The 24,186-nt window shown below is 66.1% G+C and carries 17 protein-coding genes, 1 tRNA gene and 3 pseudogenes; 7 read left to right on the top strand and 14 right to left on the bottom strand.

Going from position 1 to position 24,186, the window contains the following annotated elements; translation table 11 throughout:
- Positions 1 to 31: 31 nt before the first annotated feature.
- Both ACX5I6_RS08405 and ACX5I6_RS08410 read right to left on the bottom strand, forming a co-directional pair.
- Positions 32 to 1,048 (bottom strand): asparaginase, encoded by a 1,017-nt coding sequence (locus tag ACX5I6_RS08405; protein ID WP_109045143.1) that lies wholly within the window; start codon positions 1,046 to 1,048, stop codon positions 32 to 34.
- Between the two features lie 60 nt (positions 1,049 to 1,108).
- The gene (locus ACX5I6_RS08410) at positions 1,109 to 2,704 is read right to left on the bottom strand and encodes a molybdopterin-dependent oxidoreductase (RefSeq protein ID WP_461841690.1); all 1,596 of its coding nucleotides are present in this window, start codon (positions 2,702 to 2,704) and stop codon (positions 1,109 to 1,111) included.
- A 99-nt stretch (positions 2,705 to 2,803) separates the two neighbouring features.
- Between ACX5I6_RS08410 and purD the strand changes: the two genes are divergently transcribed.
- A complete protein-coding gene (gene purD, locus ACX5I6_RS08415; protein WP_133830681.1) occupies positions 2,804 to 4,120 on the top strand; it encodes a phosphoribosylamine--glycine ligase in 1,317 nt (438 codons plus the stop codon).
- 1 nt (position 4,121) lies between these two features.
- On the top strand, positions 4,122 to 5,060 hold the full coding sequence (locus ACX5I6_RS08420; RefSeq protein WP_461840160.1) for a phosphoribosylaminoimidazolesuccinocarboxamide synthase: 939 nt from the start codon (positions 4,122 to 4,124) through the stop codon (positions 5,058 to 5,060).
- 47 nt (positions 5,061 to 5,107) lie between these two features.
- On the opposite strand, the gene ACX5I6_RS08425 is transcribed toward ACX5I6_RS08420, so the two are convergent.
- A complete protein-coding gene (locus ACX5I6_RS08425; RefSeq protein ID WP_461840161.1) occupies positions 5,108 to 6,373 on the bottom strand; it encodes a helix-turn-helix domain-containing protein in 1,266 nt (421 codons plus the stop codon).
- A gap of 131 nt (positions 6,374 to 6,504) precedes the next feature.
- Between ACX5I6_RS08425 and ACX5I6_RS08430 the strand changes: the two genes are divergently transcribed.
- Positions 6,505 to 6,723: a hypothetical protein gene (locus ACX5I6_RS08430; protein WP_461840162.1), complete on the top strand. Its 219-nt coding sequence runs from the start codon at positions 6,505 to 6,507 to the stop codon at positions 6,721 to 6,723.
- 160 nt (positions 6,724 to 6,883) lie between these two features.
- On the opposite strand, the gene ACX5I6_RS08435 is transcribed toward ACX5I6_RS08430, so the two are convergent.
- The 5 genes and pseudogenes from ACX5I6_RS08435 to ACX5I6_RS08455 form a co-directional block, all read right to left on the bottom strand.
- Positions 6,884 to 6,960: transfer RNA gene (locus tag ACX5I6_RS08435), tRNA-Pro, on the bottom strand.
- Positions 6,961 to 7,043: 83 nt separating this feature from the next.
- A complete protein-coding gene (locus ACX5I6_RS08440; RefSeq protein WP_461840163.1) occupies positions 7,044 to 8,870 on the bottom strand; it encodes an ABC transporter ATP-binding protein in 1,827 nt (608 codons plus the stop codon).
- Positions 8,867 to 10,675, bottom strand: coding sequence for an ABC transporter ATP-binding protein (locus tag ACX5I6_RS08445; protein WP_461840164.1), 1,809 nt, complete (start codon positions 10,673 to 10,675; stop codon positions 8,867 to 8,869). The genes ACX5I6_RS08440 and ACX5I6_RS08445 overlap by 4 nt, the downstream gene beginning before the upstream one ends.
- A gap of 133 nt (positions 10,676 to 10,808) precedes the next feature.
- Positions 10,809 to 11,753, bottom strand: a complete 945-nt coding sequence (locus ACX5I6_RS08450) for a metallophosphoesterase (protein ID WP_461840165.1) — start codon at positions 11,751 to 11,753, stop codon at positions 10,809 to 10,811.
- A gap of 6 nt (positions 11,754 to 11,759) precedes the next feature.
- Positions 11,760 to 14,080 (bottom strand): annotated as a pseudogene (locus tag ACX5I6_RS08455) (transglycosylase domain-containing protein).
- 37 nt (positions 14,081 to 14,117) lie between these two features.
- Here ACX5I6_RS08455 and ACX5I6_RS08460 point away from each other — a divergent pair.
- From ACX5I6_RS08460 to ACX5I6_RS08470, 3 genes and pseudogenes are all read left to right on the top strand, one after another.
- Positions 14,118 to 14,272: pseudogene (locus ACX5I6_RS08460) on the top strand (DUF4177 domain-containing protein).
- Between the two features lies 1 nt (position 14,273).
- Positions 14,274 to 14,807 (top strand): RidA family protein, encoded by a 534-nt coding sequence (locus ACX5I6_RS08465; RefSeq protein ID WP_461840166.1) that lies wholly within the window; start codon positions 14,274 to 14,276, stop codon positions 14,805 to 14,807.
- Positions 14,808 to 14,822: 15 nt separating this feature from the next.
- Positions 14,823 to 15,734 (top strand): NUDIX hydrolase, encoded by a 912-nt coding sequence (locus ACX5I6_RS08470; RefSeq protein ID WP_461840167.1) that lies wholly within the window; start codon positions 14,823 to 14,825, stop codon positions 15,732 to 15,734.
- A gap of 106 nt (positions 15,735 to 15,840) precedes the next feature.
- Here ACX5I6_RS08470 and ACX5I6_RS08475 read toward each other — a convergent pair whose 3' ends face one another.
- Entirely contained in the window at positions 15,841 to 16,518 is a 678-nt protein-coding gene (locus ACX5I6_RS08475) for a Crp/Fnr family transcriptional regulator (RefSeq protein WP_013602309.1), read from the bottom strand.
- Between the two features lie 196 nt (positions 16,519 to 16,714).
- On the opposite strand from ACX5I6_RS08475, the gene ACX5I6_RS08480 reads away from it, so the two are divergent.
- Positions 16,715 to 17,899: a MarP family serine protease gene (locus ACX5I6_RS08480; RefSeq protein ID WP_018761857.1), complete on the top strand. Its 1,185-nt coding sequence runs from the start codon at positions 16,715 to 16,717 to the stop codon at positions 17,897 to 17,899.
- Positions 17,900 to 17,939: 40 nt separating this feature from the next.
- On the opposite strand, the gene aroQ is transcribed toward ACX5I6_RS08480, so the two are convergent.
- From aroQ to ACX5I6_RS08505, 5 genes and pseudogenes are all read right to left on the bottom strand, one after another.
- Positions 17,940 to 18,404 carry a type II 3-dehydroquinate dehydratase gene (gene aroQ, locus ACX5I6_RS08485; protein ID WP_461840168.1) on the bottom strand — a complete coding sequence of 155 codons (465 nt, stop codon included), beginning with the start codon at positions 18,402 to 18,404 and terminating at the stop codon, positions 17,940 to 17,942.
- An 82-nt stretch (positions 18,405 to 18,486) separates the two neighbouring features.
- Positions 18,487 to 20,677, bottom strand: a pseudogene (locus ACX5I6_RS08490) (alpha-galactosidase).
- Positions 20,678 to 20,828: 151 nt separating this feature from the next.
- Positions 20,829 to 22,169: an ABC transporter substrate-binding protein gene (locus ACX5I6_RS08495; protein ID WP_461840169.1), complete on the bottom strand. Its 1,341-nt coding sequence runs from the start codon at positions 22,167 to 22,169 to the stop codon at positions 20,829 to 20,831.
- Positions 22,170 to 22,253: 84 nt separating this feature from the next.
- Positions 22,254 to 23,177 carry a carbohydrate ABC transporter permease gene (locus ACX5I6_RS08500; protein WP_018761853.1) on the bottom strand — a complete coding sequence of 308 codons (924 nt, stop codon included), beginning with the start codon at positions 23,175 to 23,177 and terminating at the stop codon, positions 22,254 to 22,256.
- Positions 23,178 to 23,187: 10 nt separating this feature from the next.
- Positions 23,188 to 24,120 carry a carbohydrate ABC transporter permease gene (locus ACX5I6_RS08505; protein WP_461840170.1) on the bottom strand — a complete coding sequence of 311 codons (933 nt, stop codon included), beginning with the start codon at positions 24,118 to 24,120 and terminating at the stop codon, positions 23,188 to 23,190.
- Positions 24,121 to 24,186: the final 66 nt, after the last annotated feature.

Below are 24,186 nucleotides of genomic sequence, written 5' to 3' on the forward strand. Positions count from 1 at the left end.
TTTTCCTTTGGCGTCGGCACGGAATCTGGAGCTAGTCAAGGAGGGCGGATACCGCGGGGCCCAGCCGGATCTTCCCCACCGGCCGGCCGCCCCCGAGCACCGGAGCCACCACTTTCTCCAAGGCGCTGGCGACTCCGGGAATCTCCACGGCCCCGGCGGCGGCGAGCAGCGTGAGGGCCACCAAAGAGGTTGCCCGCACGTTTCCGTCCAGGATCTTGACGGCCACCGAGACTCCTTGCGGTGTGGCCATCGCCAGGACGCCCTCGGCACCGATCTTGGCGATGATTTCCAGCTCATCCATCACCAAGGTGTTCGCTTCACCCCGGCCCTGAACGGCCCAGGGATAGTCCAGCATGGAGGTGGCGATCGTCGCGGCCCTGGCGCTGAAGCTGTGGTCGCCGGGAGCCTTGGCCAGCTGGGAGTACGCCAGCGCCAGTCCTTTCAACGAAACCGCGGCCACGGGAGCGCCGCAGCCGTCGATGCCCAGGTGCGCGATCCGCTCACCGGTGTATTCCTCGATGACGGTGCGTACCCGCTGCTGCAGGGGGTGGTTGGGTTCCAGGTAGCTGTGCGTGTCCCAGCCGTTCTCGGTGCAGGCCCACAGGAAGGCGGCGTGCTTGCCGGAACAGTTGTAGGCCAGCCGCGACTTGCCCTTTTCGGACCGGACCAGCCAGTTCCGCGCCGTTTCGTCCTCCGGCCAGGCTTCCGGGCACTGCAGCTGGTCTTCCCGTACGCCCGCCGCCTTGAGCATGCCTGCCACCACATCCATGTGGTCCAGCGAACCGGTGTGGCTGCCGCACGCGATGGCCACCTGGGCACCCCGCAGCGGTACGCCCGATTGCATGGACGCCAGCGCCTGGAAGGGCTTGAGGGTGGACCGTGCATAGATGGGGGTGTTGATGTCGCCGAGTTCGGTGACCACCGAGCCGTCGGCGGCGACGAGCACCGCAGAGCCGATGTGCCGGGACTCCACGAAGCCGCTGCGTTCTATGACGGCCAGTTCGACGGCGGAGTCAACGGTGAAGGTGGCATGCGGATTGTGCGGCATACTGCCAGTCTATGGGCCGGTTCGCGGATGGCGGGCCACCCGCGGGCCGGTCGCGGGTGGCTACTGAACGGTCACCATCACCGACTGCCAGCCTGACGCGCCGTCAGGGACAGGATCTGCGCGCTGGTCCGTCTGCACCTGCCCGGTACCGTCGGTGGCACGGACTTTGATGTAGTGCGGGCCCGGCGTGGCGTCCCATTCGTAGGACCACTGGCGCCACGTGATGGTTGAGGCTTCCGTGGAGAGGACCGTCTCGGTCCATTCGCCGTTGTCGATCTGGATTTCAACCTTGGTGATTCCCCGGGTCTGTGCCCAGGCAGTACCGCCAACGGCGACTTTCCCGGCGGGGACCTTGGCGAAGGACTTAGGTACCTCCACACGCGCCATTGTCTTGATGGGGCCGCGTTCGGACCAGCCACGCTCGGTCCAGTAGGCCTTGTTGTCCGCAAACCGGGTGACCTCCAGGTCCACCACCCACTTGGTGGCGGAGACGAACCCGTAGAGCCCCGGGACCACCATCCGCACCGGATAGCCGTGCTCCAGCGGCAGCGGCTCGCCGTTCATGCCGATGGCCAGCATGGCGTCACGCCCGTCCTGCAGGACCTCCAGGGGGGTGGAGGCGCTGAAGCCGTCGATGGACTTGGAGAGCACCATGTCCGCCCCGTCCTTGGGCTTGGCCCGGGCCAGGACGTCGCGGATGGGCAGGCCCAGCCATTTGGCATTTCCGGCGAGGTTGCCGCCCACGGGGTTGGAGACGCAGGTGAGGGTGACGTGCGATTCGATCAGGCTGGCATCCAGCAGGTCCTGGAATGTGAGGGTGACTTCCTGCTCCACGAGGCCGTGGACCCGCAGTTCCCAGTCGTTGACGTTGATTTCCGGGACGCTCAGCGCGGTGTCGATCCGGTAGAAGTCGGCGTTGTCCGTCAGCCATGGCGTGACGCCGGGGACGGGGGACTGTACGCCGGCGGGAACCGCGGCTGCGGCTTTTGCCGGCGCCGGCAGGGTGAGCGCTTCGCGGGCCTTGGCCACGTTGTTGCGCGCCGCGCCCAGCAACCGTCCGCCGGTCGCGGCGATGCCGGCGGCCACCGCGGTGATCCCTGCCGCAGCGAAGAAACGACGACGGCTGGCGCCTTCGTTCCCCGGCCGGGCATCGGCGTCGGCTGCCTGGTCCGCGGGAGTCTCGGGCCATGGCTTGCTTTCCTTCAGCCGCCAGAGCGGTGCCACCAGCAGGCGGAGGGCCACCAGGCCGGCCACCGTGCCCAGTACGGACGGGATGGCGTCAACTTCGCTGACGCCTGCACGCGTCACGACACACGCAACGATGACCGCGCCCATGAACAGGACGCCCAGGACGCCCAGGACCCATTTCCGGTAGGCCACGATGCCCAGGACGCAGGCGAGCACCGCGATGGTCAGTCCCATGCCCACGAACAGGGCAGTCTTGTCGTTGGTGCCGAAGGTGGCAATCGCAAAGTCCTTCAGCCGGGGCGGCGTGAAGTCAATGAAGGTGGACCCCAGGGCGAACAGCGGGGTTGCCCTGGCGGTGAAAAATGCGCCGAGGAGCTCCGCAACGGCAAGTACGACGGCGGCTGCCACCACACCTGCCAGGGCAGCCAGGGCGGAGGGGCCGGTCAAGCGGTTCCGAAGCTTTGTCATGGTGGTGGTTCGGAGCGGCGGGTGGTCCGGATTGACCGGCCGGGCCGGCAAGGTCACAGCTTAGGAGCGGGAAGGGTGCACAAAGTACCCTTGGAGACTGTGAAGGTACTCGTCATTGGCCCCGGAGGCCGCGAACACGCCATTGTCCGCTCCCTGCTTGCCGACCCCAACGTGTCCGAAGTCCACGCGGCGCCCGGCAATGCCGGTATCAGCAAGCTGGTACCCACCTACAACATCAACGGCAACGATCCCCAGGCTGTTGCCGAGCTGGCCGCCCGGCTCACGGTCGACCTCGTGGTGGTGGGCCCCGAAGCTCCGCTGGCCGCCGGTGTGTCCGACGCCGTCCGCGCCGCCGGCATTCCCGTATTCGGGCCCAGCAAGGCAGCAGCCCAGCTGGAGGCATCGAAAGCGTTCGCCAAGGAGGTCATGGCGGAGGCAGGCGTTCCCACCGCCATGGCCATGGTGGCCACCAATGCCGAAGAGGCAGCGTCCGCGCTGGACACCTTCGGCGCTCCGTACGTGGTGAAGGACGACGGCCTGGCCGCCGGCAAGGGCGTAGTGGTCACCAGGAACCGGGACGAAGCCCTGGCCCACGCCCAGTCGTGCTTCGACGCCGGTGGATCCGTGGTGATCGAGGAGTTCCTGGACGGCCCCGAGGTTTCCCTCTTCGTCCTCTGCGATGGGCAGAACACCGTGGCACTCTCGCCGGCCCAGGATTTCAAGCGCATCTTCGACAACGACGAAGGCCCCAACACGGGCGGCATGGGCGCCTACACCCCCCTCGAGTGGGCACCCGAGGGCCTGGTGCAGGAAGTCCTTGACCGGGTGGCGCAGCCCACCGTGAACGAGATGGCGCGCCGCGGCACTCCCTTTGTGGGCGTCCTCTTCGTCGGGCTCGCGCTCACGTCCCGCGGAACCCGCGTCATCGAATTCAACGTCCGTTTCGGCGACCCCGAGACGCAAGCGGTCCTCGCCCGGCTCAAGACCCCCCTGGGTGCGCTGCTCATGGCAGCCGCCAAGGGCGAACTGGACAAAGCGGAAGAGCTGCGCTGGTCCAAGGACGCCGCCGTCGCCGTCGTCGTGGCCTCGGAAAACTACCCTGACACGCCCCGCACCGGTGACCGAATCCGCGGACTCAAGAAAGTGGACGCCCTCGACGGCGTGCACGTCATCCACGCCGGCACCGCCCTGGACGACGAGGGCAAGGTGGTCTCCGCCGGCGGCCGCGTCCTGGCCGTCGTCGCCCTGGGCAGTGACCTGGTGGAGGCCCGGGAAAGGGCCTATGACGGCGTTGAGCTGGTCCAGCTTGAAGGCTCCCAGTACCGCAGCGACATTGCCCGCAAGGCAGCCCGCGGGGAAATCAAGGTACCGTACGGTGCCACCGGATCGCTGCCCGTAGTGAAAGCGAAGGCCTGACATGAGTGGAACTCCCGAGAACCGTGGCTACGCCACGGACACCCTGGAACTGGAGGGGTGGACGCACGTCTACTCCGGCAAGGTCCGCGACCTTTACGAACCTGCCGACGAGTCGATCGTGCAACGCCTGGGCCAGGATTGCGTCCTGGTGGTGGCCAGCGACCGCATCAGCGCCTTTGACCATGTGCTCTCCAGCGAGATCCCGGACAAGGGCCGCATCCTCACCCAGCTGAGCCTCTGGTGGTTCGACCAGCTGGGCGTCGAGCACCATGTGCTCGGGTCCACGGTGGAAGACGGCGTGCCCGCGGAGGTGGAAGGCCGGGCCATGATCTGCAAGAAGCTGGACATGTTCCCGGTGGAGTGCATTGCCCGCGGCTACCTCACGGGTTCGGGGCTGCTGGAGTACAAGGCGTCCGGAACGGTATGCGATATCCCGCTCCCGGAGGGGCTGGTGGATGGCTCCCGGCTGGAGCACGCCATCTTCACCCCGTCCGCCAAGGCATTGATCGGTGAGCACGACGAGAACATCACCTATGACGCCGTGGTGGCGCTCGTGGGGGATGACATCGCTGGCCGCCTGAGCGAGCTGACCCTGAAGATCTACACCACGGCGGAGAAGATTGCGCGGGAACGCGGCATCATCCTCGCCGACACCAAGGTGGAATTCGGCTATGACGCCGTCTCCGGGTCGATCACCCTGGGCGACGAGGTGCTGACTCCTGATTCTTCCCGTTTCTGGGACGCCGCAACCTACAAGCCCGGCCAGGCCCAGCCCTCCTACGACAAGCAGTACGTGCGGGACTGGCTGACCTCTGCCGCGTCCGGCTGGGACCGTTCATCCGACACCCCGCCGCCGGCGCTGCCTGCCGACGTGGTGGAACGCACCCGCAGTCGGTACGTCGAAGCGTACGAGAAGATCACCGGGAAGACGTTCGCCTGAGACCCGGCCACGCCAGGTGGACGCGCCGGGGGTTCACCTGGCGTGTTTCAGCTGGCTTTCGCGGCGGCAGCCGCGCGCTTCTGGGCCAGCTTGATTTCAAGGATCGCGTCCAAGGCCTGCTGGACCCTGTCCTGGGCGCCTGCCGCGGCAAAGGCCTTCTGGGCTTCCTCCAGGTGCACCAGGGCTTCCTCGGTGTCACCGGCAGCCTTGAGCGACTTGCCCAGGAGGAGCGAGACCTCACCGGCTGTGTGCTTGGCGAGGCTTGCGCGCTCGGCGTGGATTTCGCGGAGTTTCTCGACGGCGGCCACAATGTCCCCGGTCAGGTACAGCCAGCGGGCGCGGATGAACGCTACCTCCAGCTGGTCTGACTTGTTTCCACCCACGATTGACAGCGCCAGTTCAGCACGTTCGATCGCAGACAGCGTTTCCGGCTCAACGATGCCGGAGGAGAGCCGGACCGCCGCGGACGCCTTGTTGAACCGGGCCCACAGTCCAATGTCATTGGCGGGGGAGAGCAGGCGCGCCGCACGCTCGTGGTGCTTCACGCCCTCGGCGTAGTCGTGCCGCATGAAGGCGACGTTACCCACCACCCAGGCCACCTCGCCGGCGAGCTGGCTCATGGAGAGTTCGTCCACGTGCTCGATCATGGCCTGGCAGTACCCCCAGGCTTCATCAAGCCGTCCGCTCTCGGCAAGTGCCCCGATGAGGGCGTGGTGGGCGTTGATGATGAGGGTTGATCCCTTGGGGAGCTGCTTGCAGAGGTCCACGGCCAGGATTCCCTGGTCCACGGCGAGGCTCAGCTGGCCTTGGCCCTGGTAGATGCCGGCGAGCATCTGGTGTGCCCGGACGGCAAGTCCTGCCGATTCCCTGGCCATGGGATGTTCCAGCAGGTGCTCCATGATCTTCTGGGCTTCCCGCCAGTTGCCCTGCTTGATCAGGCACTCGGCCTGCATGTACGTCATGTTCCACCACGCACTGGTGTTCCGCCCCTCCAGGGCGATCTTCGCGGCCGTGGCCGCGTGGCTTGCCGCCAGGGGATAGTCGCGCAGGTCCCACGCCTGCCGGGCATAGAGGCCAGCCAGTACATACTCGGCGTCGCTGACGGAAATGGGCTGGCTCCAGGCCTCCAGGGCTTTCGGTGCCAGCTCCAGCCTGCGCGCCAGTTCCTCGATGACTTCCGCCGTCGGTTCGCGGCGGCCCGTTTCAAGCAGCGAGATGTAGCTGGGTGAGTACAGGTCCTTGCCCAGTTCGGCCTGCGTCAGTCCACGCTCAAGGCGCTCAGCGCGGAGCTTTTCTCCGAACCCGTTGCCCACGCGTATCCTCCTCCTTGGGACAAGTGGGGCTGACGGATGCTTGACAGCCCCTGTGGAAAATATTTTACAATGTGTGTCAACAAGGACAGTGCTGGCTTTGTAACGAATCCGACTCGTATTGAGGAACTTATATGTTGAAGAAGATCGCAACCGCGGCCGTCCTGGCCGGGGCCCTGGCTTTTTCCGCGGCAGCTCCGGCTGTCCTGGCCTCAGGCTCCGTCGCCGATAATTCGAGTACGTCTGTAGCAGTAGGCAACTGGCCTGACCCCGCCTCCGCAAAGGTGAAGAAGGATAAGACCACTACCACTACCTACACCACGTACGTGGGCAACTGGCCTGATCCCGCATAAACTGCTTCCTCACCCAGGAGGCGAGGATGGCCCCGGAGCAACAGCTCTGGGGCCATTCCTTTAACCGGGTGGCGGGGCTTTACGGCAGCGGGATCTCCGGCGGGGCGTCACCAAATAGAGACGCAAAAAGAGGGCCCCAGTGGAGACCCTCTTTTCGTTATGGTCGGGATGACAGGATTTGAACCTGCGACCTCTTCGTCCCGAACGAAGCGCGCTACCAAGCTGCGCTACATCCCGATCCGCTGCAAAAGCAACTTTACAAGGATAGCCGATGGCGGGGCCCGATGCGAAATCCGGCCGCCGGGAGCCTGGGCGGCGGCTTAGACCAAGGAATCCTTCCAGGCCCCGTGCAGGTCCGCGAAGCGGCCGCCGCCGCCGATCAGTTCTTCCGGAGTGCCGTCCTCCACGATCCGGCCGTCGTGCACCACCAGTACCCTGTCAGCTGTCTCGACGGTTGACAGCCGGTGCGCGATGATCAGTGCCGTCCTGCGCGCCGCCTCCGTCCCGGCGAGCAGGCGGGCCAGCCCGGCCTGCACAAGCCGTTCAGAGGGGATGTCCAAGGAGGAGGTGGCCTCGTCCAGGATCAGTACTGCCGGCCGCGCCAGGAAGGCCCTGGCGAAGCTGATCAACTGCCGCTGCCCGGAGGAGACCCTGCCGCCGCGCTTGTTGACGTCGGTGTCGTAGCCCCCGGGGAGTTCCAGGATGAAGTCGTGCGCCCCAACGGCCTTGGCGGCTTCCTCGATCTCGGCACGTGATGCTTCCGGCCGGCCCAGTGCGATGTTGTCCGCCACCGAACCGCTGAACAGGAAGGCTTCCTGGGTGACCATGACGATGTTCCGGCGGAGGTCGGTGGTGGCAAGGTCGCGGAGGTCCACGCCGTCCAGGGTCAGGTGTCCCGAGGTGACGTCGTAGAACCGGGCGATGAGTTTGGCCAGGGTGGACTTGCCGGCGCCGGTCTGTCCCACCAGGGCGACTGTCTGCCCAGCCGGGATATGCAGGTTAAGGAGGGGAACCACCACGGGTCCGTCGCCGTAGCGGAACTCGACGTCCTTGAAGTCGATGCGCCCGGTGGCTGCGGGAAGCGGGACCGGGTTCTTCGGCGGCCGGACGGTGGGTACTTCCTCGAGGAGCCCGGACACCTTTTCGAGGGCTGCCTGCGCGCTCTGGAACGAGTTGTAGAACATGGCCATCTGGTCCACGGGCTGGAAAAACCGCTTGGTGGAGAGGATGAGGGCCAGGAGGACGCCTACGGCCAGGTCGCCGCCCAGCACCCGGAAGCCCCCGAAGAGCAGCACCACTGCCACGCAGACGTTGCCGATCAGCACCAGCCCGGGCTGGAAGATCCCGTTGAGGTTGATGGACCGGACCGTGACCAGGCGGTAGTCCTCGGCAAGGTTGCCGTAGGTTTCGGAGTTTCCCTTTTCCTTGCGGAAGGCCTTGACCGCGCGGATTCCGGTCATGGTTTCGACGAAATGCACGATCAGCCGGGCGGAAACCACCCGTGATTCCCGGAAGGCGATTTGGGAATGCTTCTGGTACCAGCGGGCCAGGAAGAACATGGGCACGCCGGCGGCCAGTACCAGCAGGCCGCTTCGCCAGTCCAGGGCAAAGATCGTGGCGGCGGTGAACGCCATGAAGAGCATCCCGGAGGCCAGCGAGCTGACGCCGGAATCGAGGAGTTCGCGCAACGCCTCCAGGTCCGACGTCTGGCGGGCAATGATCCGGCCGGATGTGTACCTTTCATGGAATTCCAGGCTGAGCCGCTGTGTGTGCCGGAAGACCCGGACGCGCAGGTCCAGCAGCATGGCCTGGCTGAGCCGTGCCGTGGAGGTGACGTACAGGGCGGTGAGCCCCGCCGTCGCGATGGCCGCCAGGAGGTAGGCGACGCCGGTGAACACCAGCGGGAGGTTGTCACCTGACCGGAGGGCCGGGAGGGCGTGGTCGATGCCGAAGGCAATCAGTGCCGGGCCGGCCACGCGGGCTGCCTGGGAAAGGACCACCATGGCGATGGTCAGCCAGAACCGCACCCGCACCGGCCGGATCAGGGACGCCAGCAAGGCAATCGACCGTCGCCGGACAGCCTTGCTGTCACTCTTGCTGAGGTGGGCGTTGTCCTCGTTGGCGGTGCCGAACGTTGCCGTGCTCATCGGGTCACTTCCTCTGCCTGGTCCTCAAGGGCGGACAGTTCGGAGTCCAGGTCGCGCGGTTCACGCTCAAGGCTGGCGATGACGTAACGGTAGTGCTGGTTGCCGGCCAGCAGGTCCGTATGCGTGCCGACGGCGGTGATGCGGCCGTCCTCCAGCAGCGCCACCCTGTCGGCCAGGGCCACTGTGGACGGCCGGTGCGCCACGATCAGGGTGGTGGTGTCCTTGAGCACCTCGCGGAGGCGGGCCTCCACGAGTTCCTCGGTGTGGACGTCCAGGGCAGAGAGGGGATCGTCCAGGACCAGGACGCGTGGACGGGCGGCGATGGCGCGTGCCAGGGCAATGCGCTGGCGCTGGCCGCCGGACAGGCTGAGCCCTTCCTCGCCGATCAGTGTGTCCACGCCCTGCGGCAGGGAGTAGGAGAAGTGCGCCTGGGCCACGTCCAGGGCCTCCTCCAGGATCTCCTCGGTCCGCACCGGCGCGCCGAGGAGGACGTTGTCCCGGACGGAATTGGAGAACAGCGTGGTGTCTTCGAAGGCCACTCCGACGATCCTGCGCAGTTCCTCGACGTCGAAGTCGCGGATGTCCACGCCATCGATGCTGATGGAACCGGCGGTGACGTCGTAGAGGCGGGGGACCAGCTGGATGAGCGCGCTCTTGCCGCTCCCGGTGACGCCCACCAGGGCCATGGTTTCGCCGGGCCGCACCTCGAGGTTGATGTCCTTAAGGATCGGTTTGTCCGGGGCGTCCTCGAAGGCGAACGTTGCGTTGTCGAAGCGCAGTGCGCCCGCGAGTTCGTCCGGGCGGCGCGGCTCGGCGGGGCTGGTGATGGTGTTCTGCGTATCCATCACCTCGTAGTGGCGGTCGACGGCGGTCTTGGCCGTGAGTGCCATGGCCAGCAGCATGCCGGAGAATTCCACAGGCGAGGCGATGACGGCGGCCGTTGCGAAGAACGCCACCAGGGAGCCGATGCTCAGCTGGCCGCCGGCACACAGCATGACGCCCACCACCAGGCCGGTTCCGAGGGCGAGTTCGGGGAGCAGGGTGACCACCATGGTGAAGGTGGCCTGGTGGAGGGCCTTCTCGATTTCGGTCTGGCGCAGTTCCTCGGCTTGTTCGTTGAAGTTCTCCAAGGCTTCCCGGCTGCGGCCAAACGCCTTGAGCACCCGGATGCCGTGGACCGATTCCTCCACCGTGGTGGCGAGGTCCCCGGCCTGGTCCTGGCTGCGCCGGGCCACCTTGCTGAACCGGGTGCGGAACCGGAAGCTGTTGATGGTGATGGGAACGGCGGCGGCGAGGAAGATCAGGGCCAGCTGCCAGCTCATGGCGAACATGGCCACGATCCCGATTATCACGGTGAGGGTGGTGACCACCAGCATGATGGCGCCGAAGGCCATCCACCGGCGCAGGAAGTTCAGGTCCGTCATGGACCTGGAAAGCAGCTGGCCGGAACCCCAGCGGTCGTGGAAGGAGACGGTCAGTTCCTGCAGGTGGTCGTAGAGCGAGACCCGCATTCGGGTTTCCACCGTGGTGGCGGGGTTGATGACGAACTGCCGGCGGAGCGCCACCAGGCCGGCCTCGGCGACGCCCAGCACCAGGATGACGCCGGCGGAAATCCACACCCCGTCCGCGCCAGCCCCCGGCTGCAGCGCCGTGTTGACCAGGACGCGCAGCACCTGGGGGATGGTCAGGGCAACGATACTTGCCGCCAGCGCACAGAGAAGCCCCAGCACAAGCCGGGGGATGATGGGGCGGACGTGCGGATAGAGACGGCTGATTGATCTGAAAAATGGAGTCTGCTTGGCCATGCCCGCTTCTCAAGCTCTAAAACGAATGTAGTTTCCTCTGGCAACTACCCTATGCCATGGAGTGAGACGATTCACAGGGGGTTGCCGCCAGGGCGCCCGGCTTGCCCAGTTATTGCAGTCCGTAATGGGAGGGTCAGCCGCGGGAGGTCAACGTGAGCAGGACTGCCTCCGGCTTGCAGGCGATCCTTACCGGGGCGAAGCGTGAGGTGCCGATGCCGCCGGAGACGTTGACCGGCGTCGTGCGCCCCTTGCTGGTCCAGTCGTGGAGGCCCTTTGCGCGCCACGTGGGGAGGTCGCAGTTGGCAACGACGGCACCGTACCCGGGGATGCAAATTTGGCCGCCATGCGTATGGCCGGCGAGCAGGAGGTCCGCGCCGCTTTCCGTGAAGTGGTCCAGGACCCGCTGGTACGGGGCGTGGATGACCGCGACCTTGAGGTGGTCGTTGGCGTCCTGGTTGACCGTGCCGCGCGGCCAGCCGGCGTACCGCTCGCGGTTAAGGTGCGGATCGTCAACACCGGAGAAGTCGAAGCGCATGCCGTTCAAGATCAGCGACTGGTGGCGGTTGGTCAGGTCCACCCAGCCGCCCATGCCGAACCCGGAACGAAGGCGGGGCCAATCCAGGGCGGTGGGCTTGGGCACGGCCTTGGAGGGGCCCAACAGGTAGGACGCAGGGTTCTTGAATGTGGGAGCGAAGTAGTCGTTGGAGCCCGGAACGAAGACCCCGGGAAATTGCAGCAGCGGCCGGAGCGCAGCCAGGAGCGGGTCCACGGCCATCACGTGGCTGAGGTTGTCGCCCGTGTTGACCACCAGGTCGGGCTGCAGGTCTGCCAATGAGCCGAGCCACCGGGCCTTCTGGTGTTGCCCGGGCACGAAGTGGATGTCGCTCAAGTGCAGGACGCGGAACGGGTTGCGGCCGGGAGGGAGGATGGCCAGGGTTTCCTCGCGGAGGACAAACTGGTTCTTCTCCCACAAGCCATAGCCGAAGGCCGCCATCCCGGCTGCAGTTCCTGCACCTGCGGCAACGGCAAAGCCGCGCCCGATTGAACGGGCGCGGCTTGCCAGGCTGTCGATGCTCATGCGTACTTAGCCGTTGCCCTTGCCATTGCCGTTCCCGTTGTTGCTCGGGGCCGGGGCGGGCGCCTGGGTGGCGGGTGCCTGGGTTGCAGGGGCTGCAGGGGCCTGGCTGGCCTGCGGGCTGCTCTGGGCGGGTGCCGAATTGGTAGTAGTTCCGTTGACCATGTTGCTCGGCGGTGCCGGGAACGGGTTGGTGCCGTAGCCCGGCGCGATCTTGGTCATGAAGTTCGAAAACATGGGACCGGCAACCATGTAACCGTCAATGCCCTGGTAGAACTTTCCGTTGACGGTGATGTTCTGGCCGGCGCGGCCCTGGTCGCCCAGCGGGTCACCGAACCAGGCAGCCGTGGCCAATCCGGTGGTGTGGCCAACAACCCAGGTGGAGCCGTTGTTGTTCGACGTACCGGTCTTGGCGCCGATCGGGAAGCTGGTCTTGGTGGAAAGACGCGGCTGGATCAGCGCGCCCGAACCCCTGTTCATGACTTCCTGCAGCGCATAGTTCACGCCGCGGGCAACCTCCGGCTTGATGGCGTCGCGGCAGCTGCTGGACTGGGCCGGGCTTGCTTGCCGGTGGCGTCGGTCACCGAGGTGATGGCAATGGGCTCGCAGTACTTGCCGTCGTTCGCAAACGTGGCGAACGCGCTGGCCATGGTCAGCGGCGACGTCTGGGTGGATCCCAGCAGGTTGCCCAGGGTCATCATGTTGATCTTGGGGTGCGGCTCGCTGCCATCCGCCGAGGGGAGGCCGCTGTGCAGTCCAACGGCATCGGCGATCTTTTGGATGCCGCAGAAGTCCAGTTGCGCCGCGGACGCGAACGTCACCGTGTTGATGGAGTTGTAAAGGCCCTCGAGGACGGTCAGCGGCCGGTACCACTGTGGCTCGGCGTTCTGGAGGTCATCGGTAGCGTCCAGGCCTGCGTTCTTCTGCGCTGTGCTGTATGCACCTTGGACCTTCCCGCAAGTGTTCTTCCACGGGTAACCGATCGGGTAGACACGCTGGGCTGCATTGACCACGGTATTCATGGTCTTGCCCTCGTTGAGCCACTCCGCGAAGGTGAACGGCTTCATGGTGGAACCAGGCTGGAACCCGCCGACGCCGTTGAGGTCGTTCCCGTCCTTGTCCAGCTTGTCCACGTTGAAGTTCAACTGTGAATTAAAGCCGCCCGCGCCGGCCAGGAACGAGGTGTTCTGGGCCATGGAGATGATCTTGCCGGTGCCGGGCTGCACCGAGACCATTGACGCGCCCCATTTATCCGGGTTGGCGCCGGCCGCGGCGTCGGCTTGCTCCTGTGCGGTGGCCTGGGCTTTGGGGTCCAGGGTGGTGGTGATGGTCAGGCCGCCGCCGTAGATGAGCCGCTGGCGGTCCTTGACCTCCGCACCGTAGGCCGGGTTGTTCTCCAGCAGATGCAGGACGTAGTCGCAGAAGTACGGAGCGGTGGCCGCGTACGCACATCCTTGCTTGGGCTGGGTGACCTTCGGTTCAACGGGGGTGGCCACCGCAGCCTGGTATTCGTCCGCGGTGATCTTGCCCTGGTCCTTCATCAGGCCCAGCACCAGGTCGCGGCGCTGCTTGGACTTCTCCGGATTGGTGATGGGGTCGAACATGGACGGGCTGTTCACCAGGCCCGCCAGGAGTGCCGCCTGCGGGAGGGTCAGGTCCTTGGCGGTGGTGCTGAAGAAGTACCGGGAGGCGGCCTCGATGCCGTACGCGTCGCGGTTGAAGAACACGATGTTCAGGTAGCCCTCAAGGATCTGGTCCTTGGTGAACTCCTTTTCCAGGGCGATGGAGAGCTTCATTTCGCGGAGCTTGTCGCCAACACCCTTGTTGACGCCGTTGAGCTTGATCTGGTCTTCTTCGCCGGCAGCGGCGAGATTCGCATTGAGCACGTTGTTGACGTACTGCTGCGTGATGGTGGATGCACCCTGCTTGTTGCCGCGGGCGGTGGCGACCAGCGCGCGAAGGATGCCGGTGGTGTCCACGCCGCCATGCTCGTAGAAGCGGCTGTCCTCCACGGCAATGATGGCGTTCTTCATGTTCGGGGAAATTTGGTCCAACGGAACCTTGGTGCGGTTCTCCGTATAGACGCTGGCGATCTCGCTGCCGTCGGCGGCCAGGATGCGGGTGGTCTGGCTGGGCGGGTCAACCTTCAGTTCCGCGGGGAGGGAGTCGAAGAAGTTGATGGAACCGCTTGCCGCGCTGCCCGAGACGGCAGCGGCAGGGACCAGAAGGCCCGCCACCAGGACACCGCAAATCGCGCTCACACCGAGGAAAAGAAGGATCTTACCCAGTGTGGTGGCAGTGTCGAATAAGGGGTTGTTGCGAGTCGCCATGTTTTCCACTTTACCGGCAAGGGCTACGCTTTCTCTCATGACCAAATGGGAGTACGCGACGATTCCGCTCATTATTCACGCCACCAAGCAGATCCTGGACCAGTGGGGGAGGACGGCTGGGAGCTTGTCCAAGTTGTTCCCGGACCCGACGGCAACGGACTTGTCGCCTACCTCAAGAGGGAGAAGCAGTAGCATGAGCACCCCCGCAGAAGCCCCTTCCGGCGCCGCAACGGCGCCGGCCTCCGCCGTCGAGCAGCGCCTCGCGGAACTTGGCATCACTCTCCCGGAGGTCGCCGCTCCCGTGGCGTCCTACGTCCCCGCCATCGTCTCCGGCAACCACGTGTTCACCTCCGGCCAGCTGCCGTTCATTAACGGCAAACTCGAAGCTACCGGCAAGGTGTCCGCCGGTACCGAAGGGTTCGCCGACGAGCCCACGGTCTCTCCGGAGGACGCCCAGAAGTATGCCGCCGTGTGTGCCGTGAACGCCCTGGCCGCGGTCAAGAGCGTCATCGGCGACCTGGACCGCATCACCCGCATCGTCAAGGTGGTCGGATTCGTCTCCTCGGACCCGTCGTTCACGGGCCAGCCCGCCGTTATCAACGGCGCCTCTGAGCTGCTGGGCCGTGTCCTTGGCGACGCCGGGCAGCACGCACGTTCCGCCGTCGGCGTTGCCGTTCTTCCGCTCGACTCTCCTGTTGAAGTCGAACTGATCGCCGAATTCAGCTAGGACCGGTCACTTCCCTTGCCTCACCTCGCACGACGCCTTTTTGCACTTCCCCAGGACCTTGAAGGGGCGGCTCAAAGCTGGCTCGAACACGGCGAACGGACTCCCCGGGCCGCGCGCTACGCCTCTTCCGTAGTCCTCCTGCGTGATTCGCCCACCGGCCTGGAGACCTGGCTGGGTTACCGGCCCGGCTCCTCGCCGCTGGGAGTCCTCGCCTTCCCCGGCGGTTCCCTTGACCCGGCCGACGACGACGCCATGGGCTGGCTTGGCCCCTCGCCGCAGCATTGGGCCGAGCAGATGGGAACGGCCGACGTCGGGCTGGCCCGGCGCCACGTGGTGGGCGCCATCCGGGAACTCTTCGAAGAGACCGGCATCCTGCTGGCTGGTCCGGACATGTCCAACACCGTGGAAGCCACATCCTCGTCCGAATGGATGCGCGCCCGCATCGCGGTCGCGGACCAGGAGAAGACGCTGGCCCAGGTCCTGGGCAAGCGCGGCCTCTCGCTGCGCACGGACCTGCTCAAATCCCTGGTCAACTGGCGCAGCCCGGATTTTGCGCACCGCCGGTTCGATACCCGGTACTTTGCCGCCACCGTCCCGCTGGGCCAGGAACCCTCACTGCTTGAGGGCAAGGGCGTCTGGGGCAGGTGGGTCAACGCGGCGCAGGTGGTGCAGGAAAGGAATACCACCGCACTCGGCGACGAGGCCGGCCAGGAGAACACCGTGGGCCGTCCCCTGGGTGAGCTGCTGGTTCCCGGTTCGGAGATCATGATCGAAAAGATGGCGGCCGCCAACGGCTGCATCGCCTACCTGAGCTACAAGCGCAAGCCCCACGTGTACCAGCCGGTCCTGGTGGAGGAAAACGGCAAGCTGATGCTTGAGGTCGAGGCCGCCAAGACCGTGGCAGGGGACCACCAGCGCGAACGCTGACGCCAGGCGGTCTTGTCGAAACCTGGTGGTTGAGCTTGTCGCAACCACCGTGCGCCGTTCCCGGGCACGAAAAGGCCGCCCCTCGGGGCGGCCTTTTTCGTAGGTCCTAGCGGGAGCGCTGGCGGAGGCGCTGCATGTCCAGGATGACCACGGCGCGGGCTTCGAGGCGGAGCCAGCCGCGCTGGACGAACTCGGCGAGGGCCTTGTTGACGGTTTCGCGGGACGCGCCCACCAGCTGCGCCAGTTCCTCTTGGGTCAGCTCGTGTGCCACCAGGACGCCGTCGGTTGCCGGCCGGCCGAAGCGGTCCGCCAAGTCCAGCAGGGCCTTGGCCACGCGGCCCGGAACGTCCGAGAAGACAAGGTCGGACAGGGAGTCGTTGGTGCGGCGCAGGCGGCGGGCCAGGGCCTGCAGCAGCTGGGCGGAAACCTCGGGGCGGGTCCGCAGCAGGGTGTTCAGGCTCTCATTCTTGAGCCCGGCCAGCCGGGTTTCCGAGACCGCGGTGGCGGTGGCGGTGCGGGGGCTGGGGTCGAAGAGGGCCATCTCGCCGAAGAGTTCGCCCGGGCCGAGGATGGCGAGCAGGGATTCCCGGCCGTCCGGGGACGTGCGGCCGAGTTTCACCTTGCCGGAGACGATGAAGTAGAGCTGGTCACCCTGGTCGCCCTCGCGGAACACGGATGCGCCGCGGGAAAGGTCCACCTCGGTGAGCTCGTCCGTCAGCAGACGGAATGCGTCGTCGTCGAGCGTGGCGAAAAGGGGTGCTCGGCGCAGTACCTCGATGTCCATGAAATCTCCTGAGTAAAAGTATCGGCTGTGGCGCTTGAGCCATTGTTTCAGAATTTTCAAGGTTCTGTGACGAACTTGGCAGCCGAAACGCCCGTGAACAACCGGATCCGGGTCAATGGGAGGGCGCTGAAGCCCACAGAAGTTTGTCAGTGTCCGCCACTAGAATGGGGGTTCAACTGTTTAATAAGGAGCCTTTGTGGTCGGCTTGACTGTCCTGGACCTCGTCCTGATCCTGGCGCTGCTGTCATACCTGGTTTACGGCCTCCGCAATGGGTTCCTGGTCACGGTCGGCGGCCTGGCCGGTTTCGCGGCCGGCGCCGTCGCGGCGTTCTTTGCCGTCCCCCTGGTCAGCACCTTCGTTCCGGACTCCGGATGGAGGCTGACCGCCATCATTGCGGCCGCCGTCGTCCTCATGGCCCTGGGCCACGGGCTGGGCACCATGGTGGGCCGGCAAATCCGCGGTGCCATGCGGATCCGGCCGCTGCGTGCCGTGGACCGGCTGGTGGGCGGGGCCCTGAACCTGGTGGTGTCCGCGCTGGTGATGTCCATGTTGGCCTTCAGCGTCAGCTCCCTGGGCGTGCCGGTCGTGTCGCAGCAATTGGCTGAATCCAAGGTGATCCGGTTCATCGACGGGCTCACGCCCACCCCGGTCAAGGCGACCATGGCTGAACTGCGGTCCACGGTTATCGGCAACGGGATACCCACGTTGTTCGAAGGCCTGGACCAAGGCCAGCCGGTCCAGGTGCCCAACGCCAGCACCAACACTCCGGCCTTGAACAGGGCAGCCCAGTCGGTCCTGAGGATCGCCGGCACGGCGTACGAATGCGGCCAGAACCAGACCGGTACCGGGTTCGTGGTGTCCCAGGGCCGCGTGGTCACCAACGCGCACGTTGTGGCGGGCGTGTCGCAGCCCGTCGTGGAGATGCCCGACGGCGGCGCGATGCCGGGGCGTGTGGTCTACTTCGACACCAAGCGGGACCTGGCAGTCCTGGCGGTGGACAACCTTCCGTCCCAGCCCCTGCCGCTGAGCCGCGACCTGCCCGGCGGCAGCCAGGCCGCCTTCGCCGGTTACCCCCACGGCGGGCCCTTCCAGTCCAAGCCGGCCACGGTGCAGGACATCGCCACCGTGCTGGTGCCGGACATTTACGGAAACAACCCGTCGCCTGAAGACATCTACCGCCTGGCGGGGGACGTGCAGCCGGGGAACTCGGGCGGCCCGCTGCTGACCACTGACGGCCAGGTGGCCGGCGTGATCTTTGCCAAGGCAACCTCGGACGCAGAAGTGGGATTCGCCATCACCATGAGCGACCTGAACCCCGTGGCCCAGCAGGCGCCCACCCTGTCCGCGCCCGTCTCCTCCGGGCAGTGCATCCAGAAGTAGGGCTGCCGGAAGCCAGGGAGTGAAGAACCAGGGCTGCCGGCTACAGGACCTCGGCCAGGTAGTCGATGGCGAGTTTGTAGCCGAACACGCCGGCGCCCACGATCACCGCGGCGCATACCGGCGACAGGTACGAGTGGTGCCGGAACTCTTCCCGCTGGTGCACGTTGGTGATGTGCACCTCGACGGTGGGCAGCTGCACCGCAGCCAGGGCGTCACGGAGCGCCACGGACGTGTGTGTGAAGGCGCCGGCATTCAGGACAATTCCTGCGGCGGCGCCCCGGGCCGCGTGGATGGCATCCAGCAGGACACCCTCATGGTTGGACTGCACACACTCCACCGCGAAGCCGTGCTTGGCGGCGGCGGAGGCTGCCAGCTGCTCCACGTCCGCAAGGGTTGAGGTGCCGTACTTCTCCGGTTCCCGGGTGCCCAGCAGGTTCAGGTTGGGGCCGTTGATGACGAGGATGGTGCCGCGGCCGGCTTCGACAGTGGAGGAGGCTTCAGTCATGCGTGCAAATCTATCGGTTGGTGCTGCCCGCCGCGCATTCTTACGTTGGTAGGGGCGGCGGGCAGCGGGCCCACAGCAGCTGCTAGAGGGCCGTGACCTTGAACAGCAACGCGTGCTCCGGGTTCAACATGGGCATGGGCAGCCCCACTTCGGCGAGGAACCGTCCGGTGGCAACCGCGCCGCCCGAAAGCCAGGCCGGAGGCTGGACCTGGGTGAAGGTGTGGGCGTAGTCGGCGTCCACCGGTGCGGGGAAGACGGCCTCCACCCGGTAGCTGCGCTCCGCGTCCAACCCGGGAACGCCCATCCTGCCGGGGGTCTCGGATGCCGAGGTGCGCATGCCCACGACGGCGAACAGCGCCGCCGTCGTGCCTTCAACGGGCGCGGGGGCCACCACGCCGTACAGCTGGAACGCGTCATCGGCGATGTCCGCGTGGACAGGCAGCCCGCTGTGGACCAGGCCCCGGTGTTCCTTGTACAGCCCCACCAGGCGCCGCAACTCTTCCCGCTCCTTGCCTTGGACGCCCCGGACATCCCATTCCATCCCGAAGTGGCCGAACAAGGCGGTAATGGCCCGGAACGAGAGGTCGTGGGTGCGGGCGGTGGTGTGGGAGGTGGTGGGCCCGATGTGGCTGCCCACCAGCTCGGGCGGGACCACCACGCCGGTCCAGCGCTGGATTGTCTGCCGCTCCAGCGCGTCGTTGCAGTCCGAGGCCCAGATGCGGTCGGTCCGATCCAGGATGCCCAGGTCCACACGGGCGCCGCCGGACGAGCAACTCTCGATTTCGACGCCGGGATGGGCCTTGCGGAGTTCATCGAACAGCCGGTACGCGGCAAGGGTCTGCTCGTGGACGGAGGCCCGGCCGGCATGGCCGTGTTCCACGAGATCCCGGTTCTGGTCCCATTTCAAGTAGCTGATGTTGTTGCCGGACAGGAGCGCGGAGATCCGGTCGAACACGTATTGCCAGGCCTCCGGGTTCACCAGGTCGATGACGTGCTGGTTGCGCCACTCCAGGGGCAGCCGGCCGCCGTCCTTGTGCGCCGAAGCGGAAGGACCCACGATCCATTCCGGGTGCGCACGGGCCACGTCCGAATCCAGGTTGACCATTTCCGGCTCCACCCAGAGGCCGAATTCCATGCCACGGGAGGTGACGGCGTCGATCAGCGGGGTCAGGCCGTCCGGCCACACCGTCTCGTCGACGTACCAGTCGCCCAGCCCGGCGTGGTCGTCGCGGCGCCCGCGGAACCAGCCGTCGTCGAGCACGAAGCGCTCCACGCCAAGGTCCGCCGCGGAATCAGCCAGTTCGATCAGCGTGTCCAGGTTGTGGTCGAAATACACTGCCTCCCACGTGTTCAGCACCACCGGGCGCGGTTTACCGGCCGGCAGTCCTGTGGAGGCGGCGGGCAGCACATGGTGCGGCCGGGCACGGAACCAGCTGTAGAACGCCTCGCTGATGCCGTCCAGGCCATGGCCGGAGTAGGCGGCGAAAAGGGCCGGTGTGGTGTAGCCGGCGCCCGGTTCGAGGATGACCTCGGCCGGCCCCAGCAGCTCCGAGCCGCCGATCACGGTGCGGCCATCGCCGATGGTGTCCGCGAACTGTTCGTGGTTGCCGCTCCAGGCCAGGTGGGTCGCCCACACCTTGCCGTGCCGGTTGCCGAAGCCCTCGGTGCCTGCGGCGAAGATCAGTGACGAGTCGTGCCCGGTGCGGCCGTGCCGGCCGGTCCGGACCCAGGTGCCCTGCTGGATGCGCTGCCGTTGCGGGTGGCGTTCCCGGCACCAGCGGCCGGTGAGGTCCAGGAGTTCGACGGCGTCGGGGGCCACCGGGAGGACGGTTGCCAGCTCGTCCACCTGGAACGGGGTGGTGCCGTCATTGGTGACGGTGTGGCGCAGTTCCAGCAGGCCGCCGTCGTGCAGCGTCAGGGAGGTGGAGACGCTGATGCCGGCGTCGAGGTCGGCCTGGCCGATCGTGGCGGTGCGGCCCTCGGCGTGGACGGACGTGACGCGGAGGCGGGTGGAAAAGTCGAAGCCGGGGCCGTTGCCGGTGATGCGGTGGCCGCGGAGGGCGGGGCGGCCCCGCCACGAGGAGGACGCCTGGGGGAGGAGGCCGGACGGTACGCGCGCGTCGACCGAAGAGTGCCCGATAGGTCCGGCCAGGAAGCCCAGGTCCGGCAAGCTCCGAACCCAGGTCGGCGCCCCAATGGATGACCTCGGCCTCCCCGCTGTCGAAGCTGATCAGCAGGCTGGTGCCGGCGGAACGGAGATACAGGGGATCCATAGGAGGTCTCTTTCAGTGTTCAGCGTTGCGTCTTAAGTTACGCACAGGAGGGAAATCCGGGAAGGGGTGGCCGGGCGCCGCCGCCGCGAGGAGGAGGACGGCGGCGCCCGGGCCGGTGGCTGCGACCACATACGCAGCCACGTTGGATGGGTTACTTGAACAGGGCGTTGACCTGGTCGTTGGCCTGGGTGAGGGAGCTGGCCTTGGCCTTGCCGGACACCACGGCGTCCATGGCCGGCTTCATGATGCCGTCAACCTTGGCGGCGTTGTCCGCGATCGGGTAGAGGAATGTGGTGCCGTCCTTGACCTGCTGGCTGAACGGGGTCACGTCCACGCCCTTGGCCTTGAACGCTTCCACTGCCTTGTCGGCGGAGGTCTTGATGGCGGGGAAGACGACGGCCTTGGCAGCGACCACGTCCTGGCAGGCTGCGGAACCCAGGTATTCCACCCACTTGATGGCGGCGTCCGGCTTCTTGGTGCCGGCGTAGATGGAGTCCGCCAGGCCGTTGTACATGCTGGCGCGCTTGCCGTCGACTCCCGTGGGCGTCGGGGCGATGCCCACCTTGACGTCCTTGTAGCCGGTGTACTGGCCGATCATCCACGAACCGTTGGCGTTGATGACGGACTTGCCGGCGGCAAAGGTGTCCGCCATGCTGGCGCCCACCGTGGTTTCAAGTTTCGGCATGTAGCCCTTGTCCACGAGCCCGGCGAACCAGTCGATGCTTTCCTGGAACTTGGGGTCGTCGTAGTTGAAGTGCTTGCCCCACGGGTTCTTGTCCGTGTGCGTCCAGCCGGTGGTTCCGGTCAGGTAGCTCCACTCGGTCTGGCCCTGGCCGGAGCCGGAACCGTTGAGGCCGAGCCCGTAGACGGCAACGTTGTTCTTGTCGAAGCCGGCTTCGTCGCCGCGTTTGCCGTTCTTGTCCACGGTCAGGTGGGCGATGGTCTTTTCGTACGTGCCGCCGTCCTGGGGGTTCCAGCTCAGGTTGGCCATCTGTTCGGGGGTGACGCCGGCGTCGGCTGCGAGCTTGGTGTTGTAGAACAGGGCGATGGTGTCCCAGTCCTTGGGGAGGCCGTACCGCTTGCCGTCCTGGCCCACCCAGAGGTCCGCTAGCCCTGAGTTGTAGATGCTGGTGTCGATGTTGTCCTTCTTGACCGCGTCATCGAGGGCGAGCAGTTGCTTGTTCTTGATGAATTCCGGGTACTTGCCCAGGTGGTCGGTGAACACGTCCGGGGCGGTGCCCGCCACGAAGCCGTTGGTGAGGGTGCCCCAGTAGTCGTCCCAGCCGCGCTGGGTGACCTTGACGGTGATGTCCGGGTTGGCCTTGTGGAAGTCGTCGGCGCACTGCTTGTACGCCGGGAGCTGGTTGGCATCCCACAGCCAGTAGTTGATTTCGCCCTTGCCGGCCTCGGCGGATCCGCCGCCTCCGCAGGCCGACAGTGCCAGGACAGCGGCTGCCGCTGCGGCGAGGGAGGTGAGTGCTTTCTTTTTCATGGGTGTTCCTTTCACAGTGCTTCCGGGCAGGCCGCCATGGCCCGGCGCCGGGGATGGGGCGGGTGGGTTACGCGGGAAGGGGACTTACTTGATGCCGGAGAAGCCGATGGAGTTGACGATTTTCTTGCCGAACGCGGCGAACAGGATCAGGACCGGCAGGGCGGAGACAAGGGTGGCGGCCATCAGCCCGGACCAGTCCGGCGCGCCCTGCGGCGACTGGGATTTGAAGACGCCCAGGCCCACCGTGAGGACGCGGACGGATTCGTCCTGGCCCACCAGCAGCGGCCAGAAATACTCGTTCCACTGGCCGATGAAGGTGAGCAGGGCCAGCGTGGCGATGGGGGCTGCGGCGTTGGGCAGGATGATCTGGAAGAAGATCCGAAGGTGCTTGGCGCCGTCGAGCATGGCCGCTTCCTCCACCTCGCGGGACATGTTCAGGAAGAACTGACGCAGGAAGAAGATGGCAAACGGGGTCATGAAGATGTAGGGGAGTACCAGCCCCGCCAGGGTGTTGAGCAGGCCCAGGTTCTTGATGAGCAGGAAGTTGGGCAGTGCCGTGAAGATCGGCGGCACCATCATGGTGGCCAGGAAGAGGCTGAACACCAGGTTCCGTCCCCGCCACCGCAACCGGGCGAACGCGTAGGCGGCCATGGCGCTGAAGAACACGGCCCCGGTGGTGGTGATGGAGGCGAAGAGCACGGAGTTGCGGAGGTAGCTCCAGAAGTCGATCTGGGCTCCGGAGCCGCCTTCGGCGACAGCTTCTTCCGGTGACTGCAGGCCGAAGACCCGTTTGAAGGCGCCGAGGTTGAAGTCCGCCGGGAGCAGGTTGGTGGCGTTGCCGGCAAGGGATCCGTTGGTGGACAGCGCCGTCCGCAGGATCCAGTAGAACGGGAGGACCGATACGGCGACTGCGAGGGCAACGAGGGCCCAGGCGGCGGCGCGGCGCCAGCTGAACGGACGACGGCGGGCGGCGGGCCGGGCGGGGGCGGAAACTTTTGCGGTGGTCATGGAAGTGTCCTTAGTCCAGGTCTGATTCGTTGCCCTTGAGGAACTTCATCTGGATGAAGGCCACCAAGGCGAGGATGACGAAGAGGATGACTGCCAGGGCGGAGCCGTATCCGAAATCCGATTCCGTGAAGGCCTTTTGGTAGATGTAGAACTGCAGCACCCGGCTGGCGTTGACCGGGCCGCCAAGGGTGGTCACGGCCACGGTGTCGAAGACCTGGAACGAGCCGATGACGGTGACGATCAGGACCAGGACCAGGACGGGACGCAGCAGCGGCACCGTGATTTTGCGGAACGTCTGCCACGGGGAGGCGCCGTCCAGGTTGGACACCTCGTAGACGTGGTGGGGGATGGACTGCAGGCCGGCGAAGAGCAGCAGCGCTGTGTAGCCCATGTGCCGCCATGTGTTGATCAGCGCCTGGGTGGGGATGGCCCATTCCTCGCTGCCGAAAAACGCCACCTTGGGCAGGCCGATGGATTCGATGAAGTAGTTGACGATGCCGATCTGGTAGTCCAGCAGCCAGAACCACAGGAGGGCGGCGATCACGTTGGCCATCAGGTACGGCAGCAGGAGTGCGCCGCGGATCCAGGTTGACTTGGCCACCCGGTGCATCAGCAGGGCCAGCCCCAGGGCCAGTGCGGTCTGCAGGACGATGTTGATCAGGACGTACTGCGAGGTGACCGCCAAGGCGTTCCAGAACAGGGGATCCTTCGCGATCGCCTCGTAGTTGGCGGTGCCAATCCACGTGGGGTCCCCGAGGATGCTGTATTCGGTGAAGCTGAGGTAGATGCCGCGAAGCGTCGGCACCAGGTAAAAGACGAGAAATCCGATCATGGCGGGAGCGATGAAGAACAGCGCGATCTTCAGGTCACTTTGTCCCCTGCGCTTCAGCGGCCGGCGCACTGCATGTTCTGCCGGGCTGGCGTTCCTGGTAAGGGTGGTCATCGTCGACCCTTTCCTGATTGTGATGGAAGTAACAGGCTGCGGAACAATCTACACGAGTAGATGCTG

Source organism: Arthrobacter sp. MMS24-T111, from assembly GCF_054888995.1.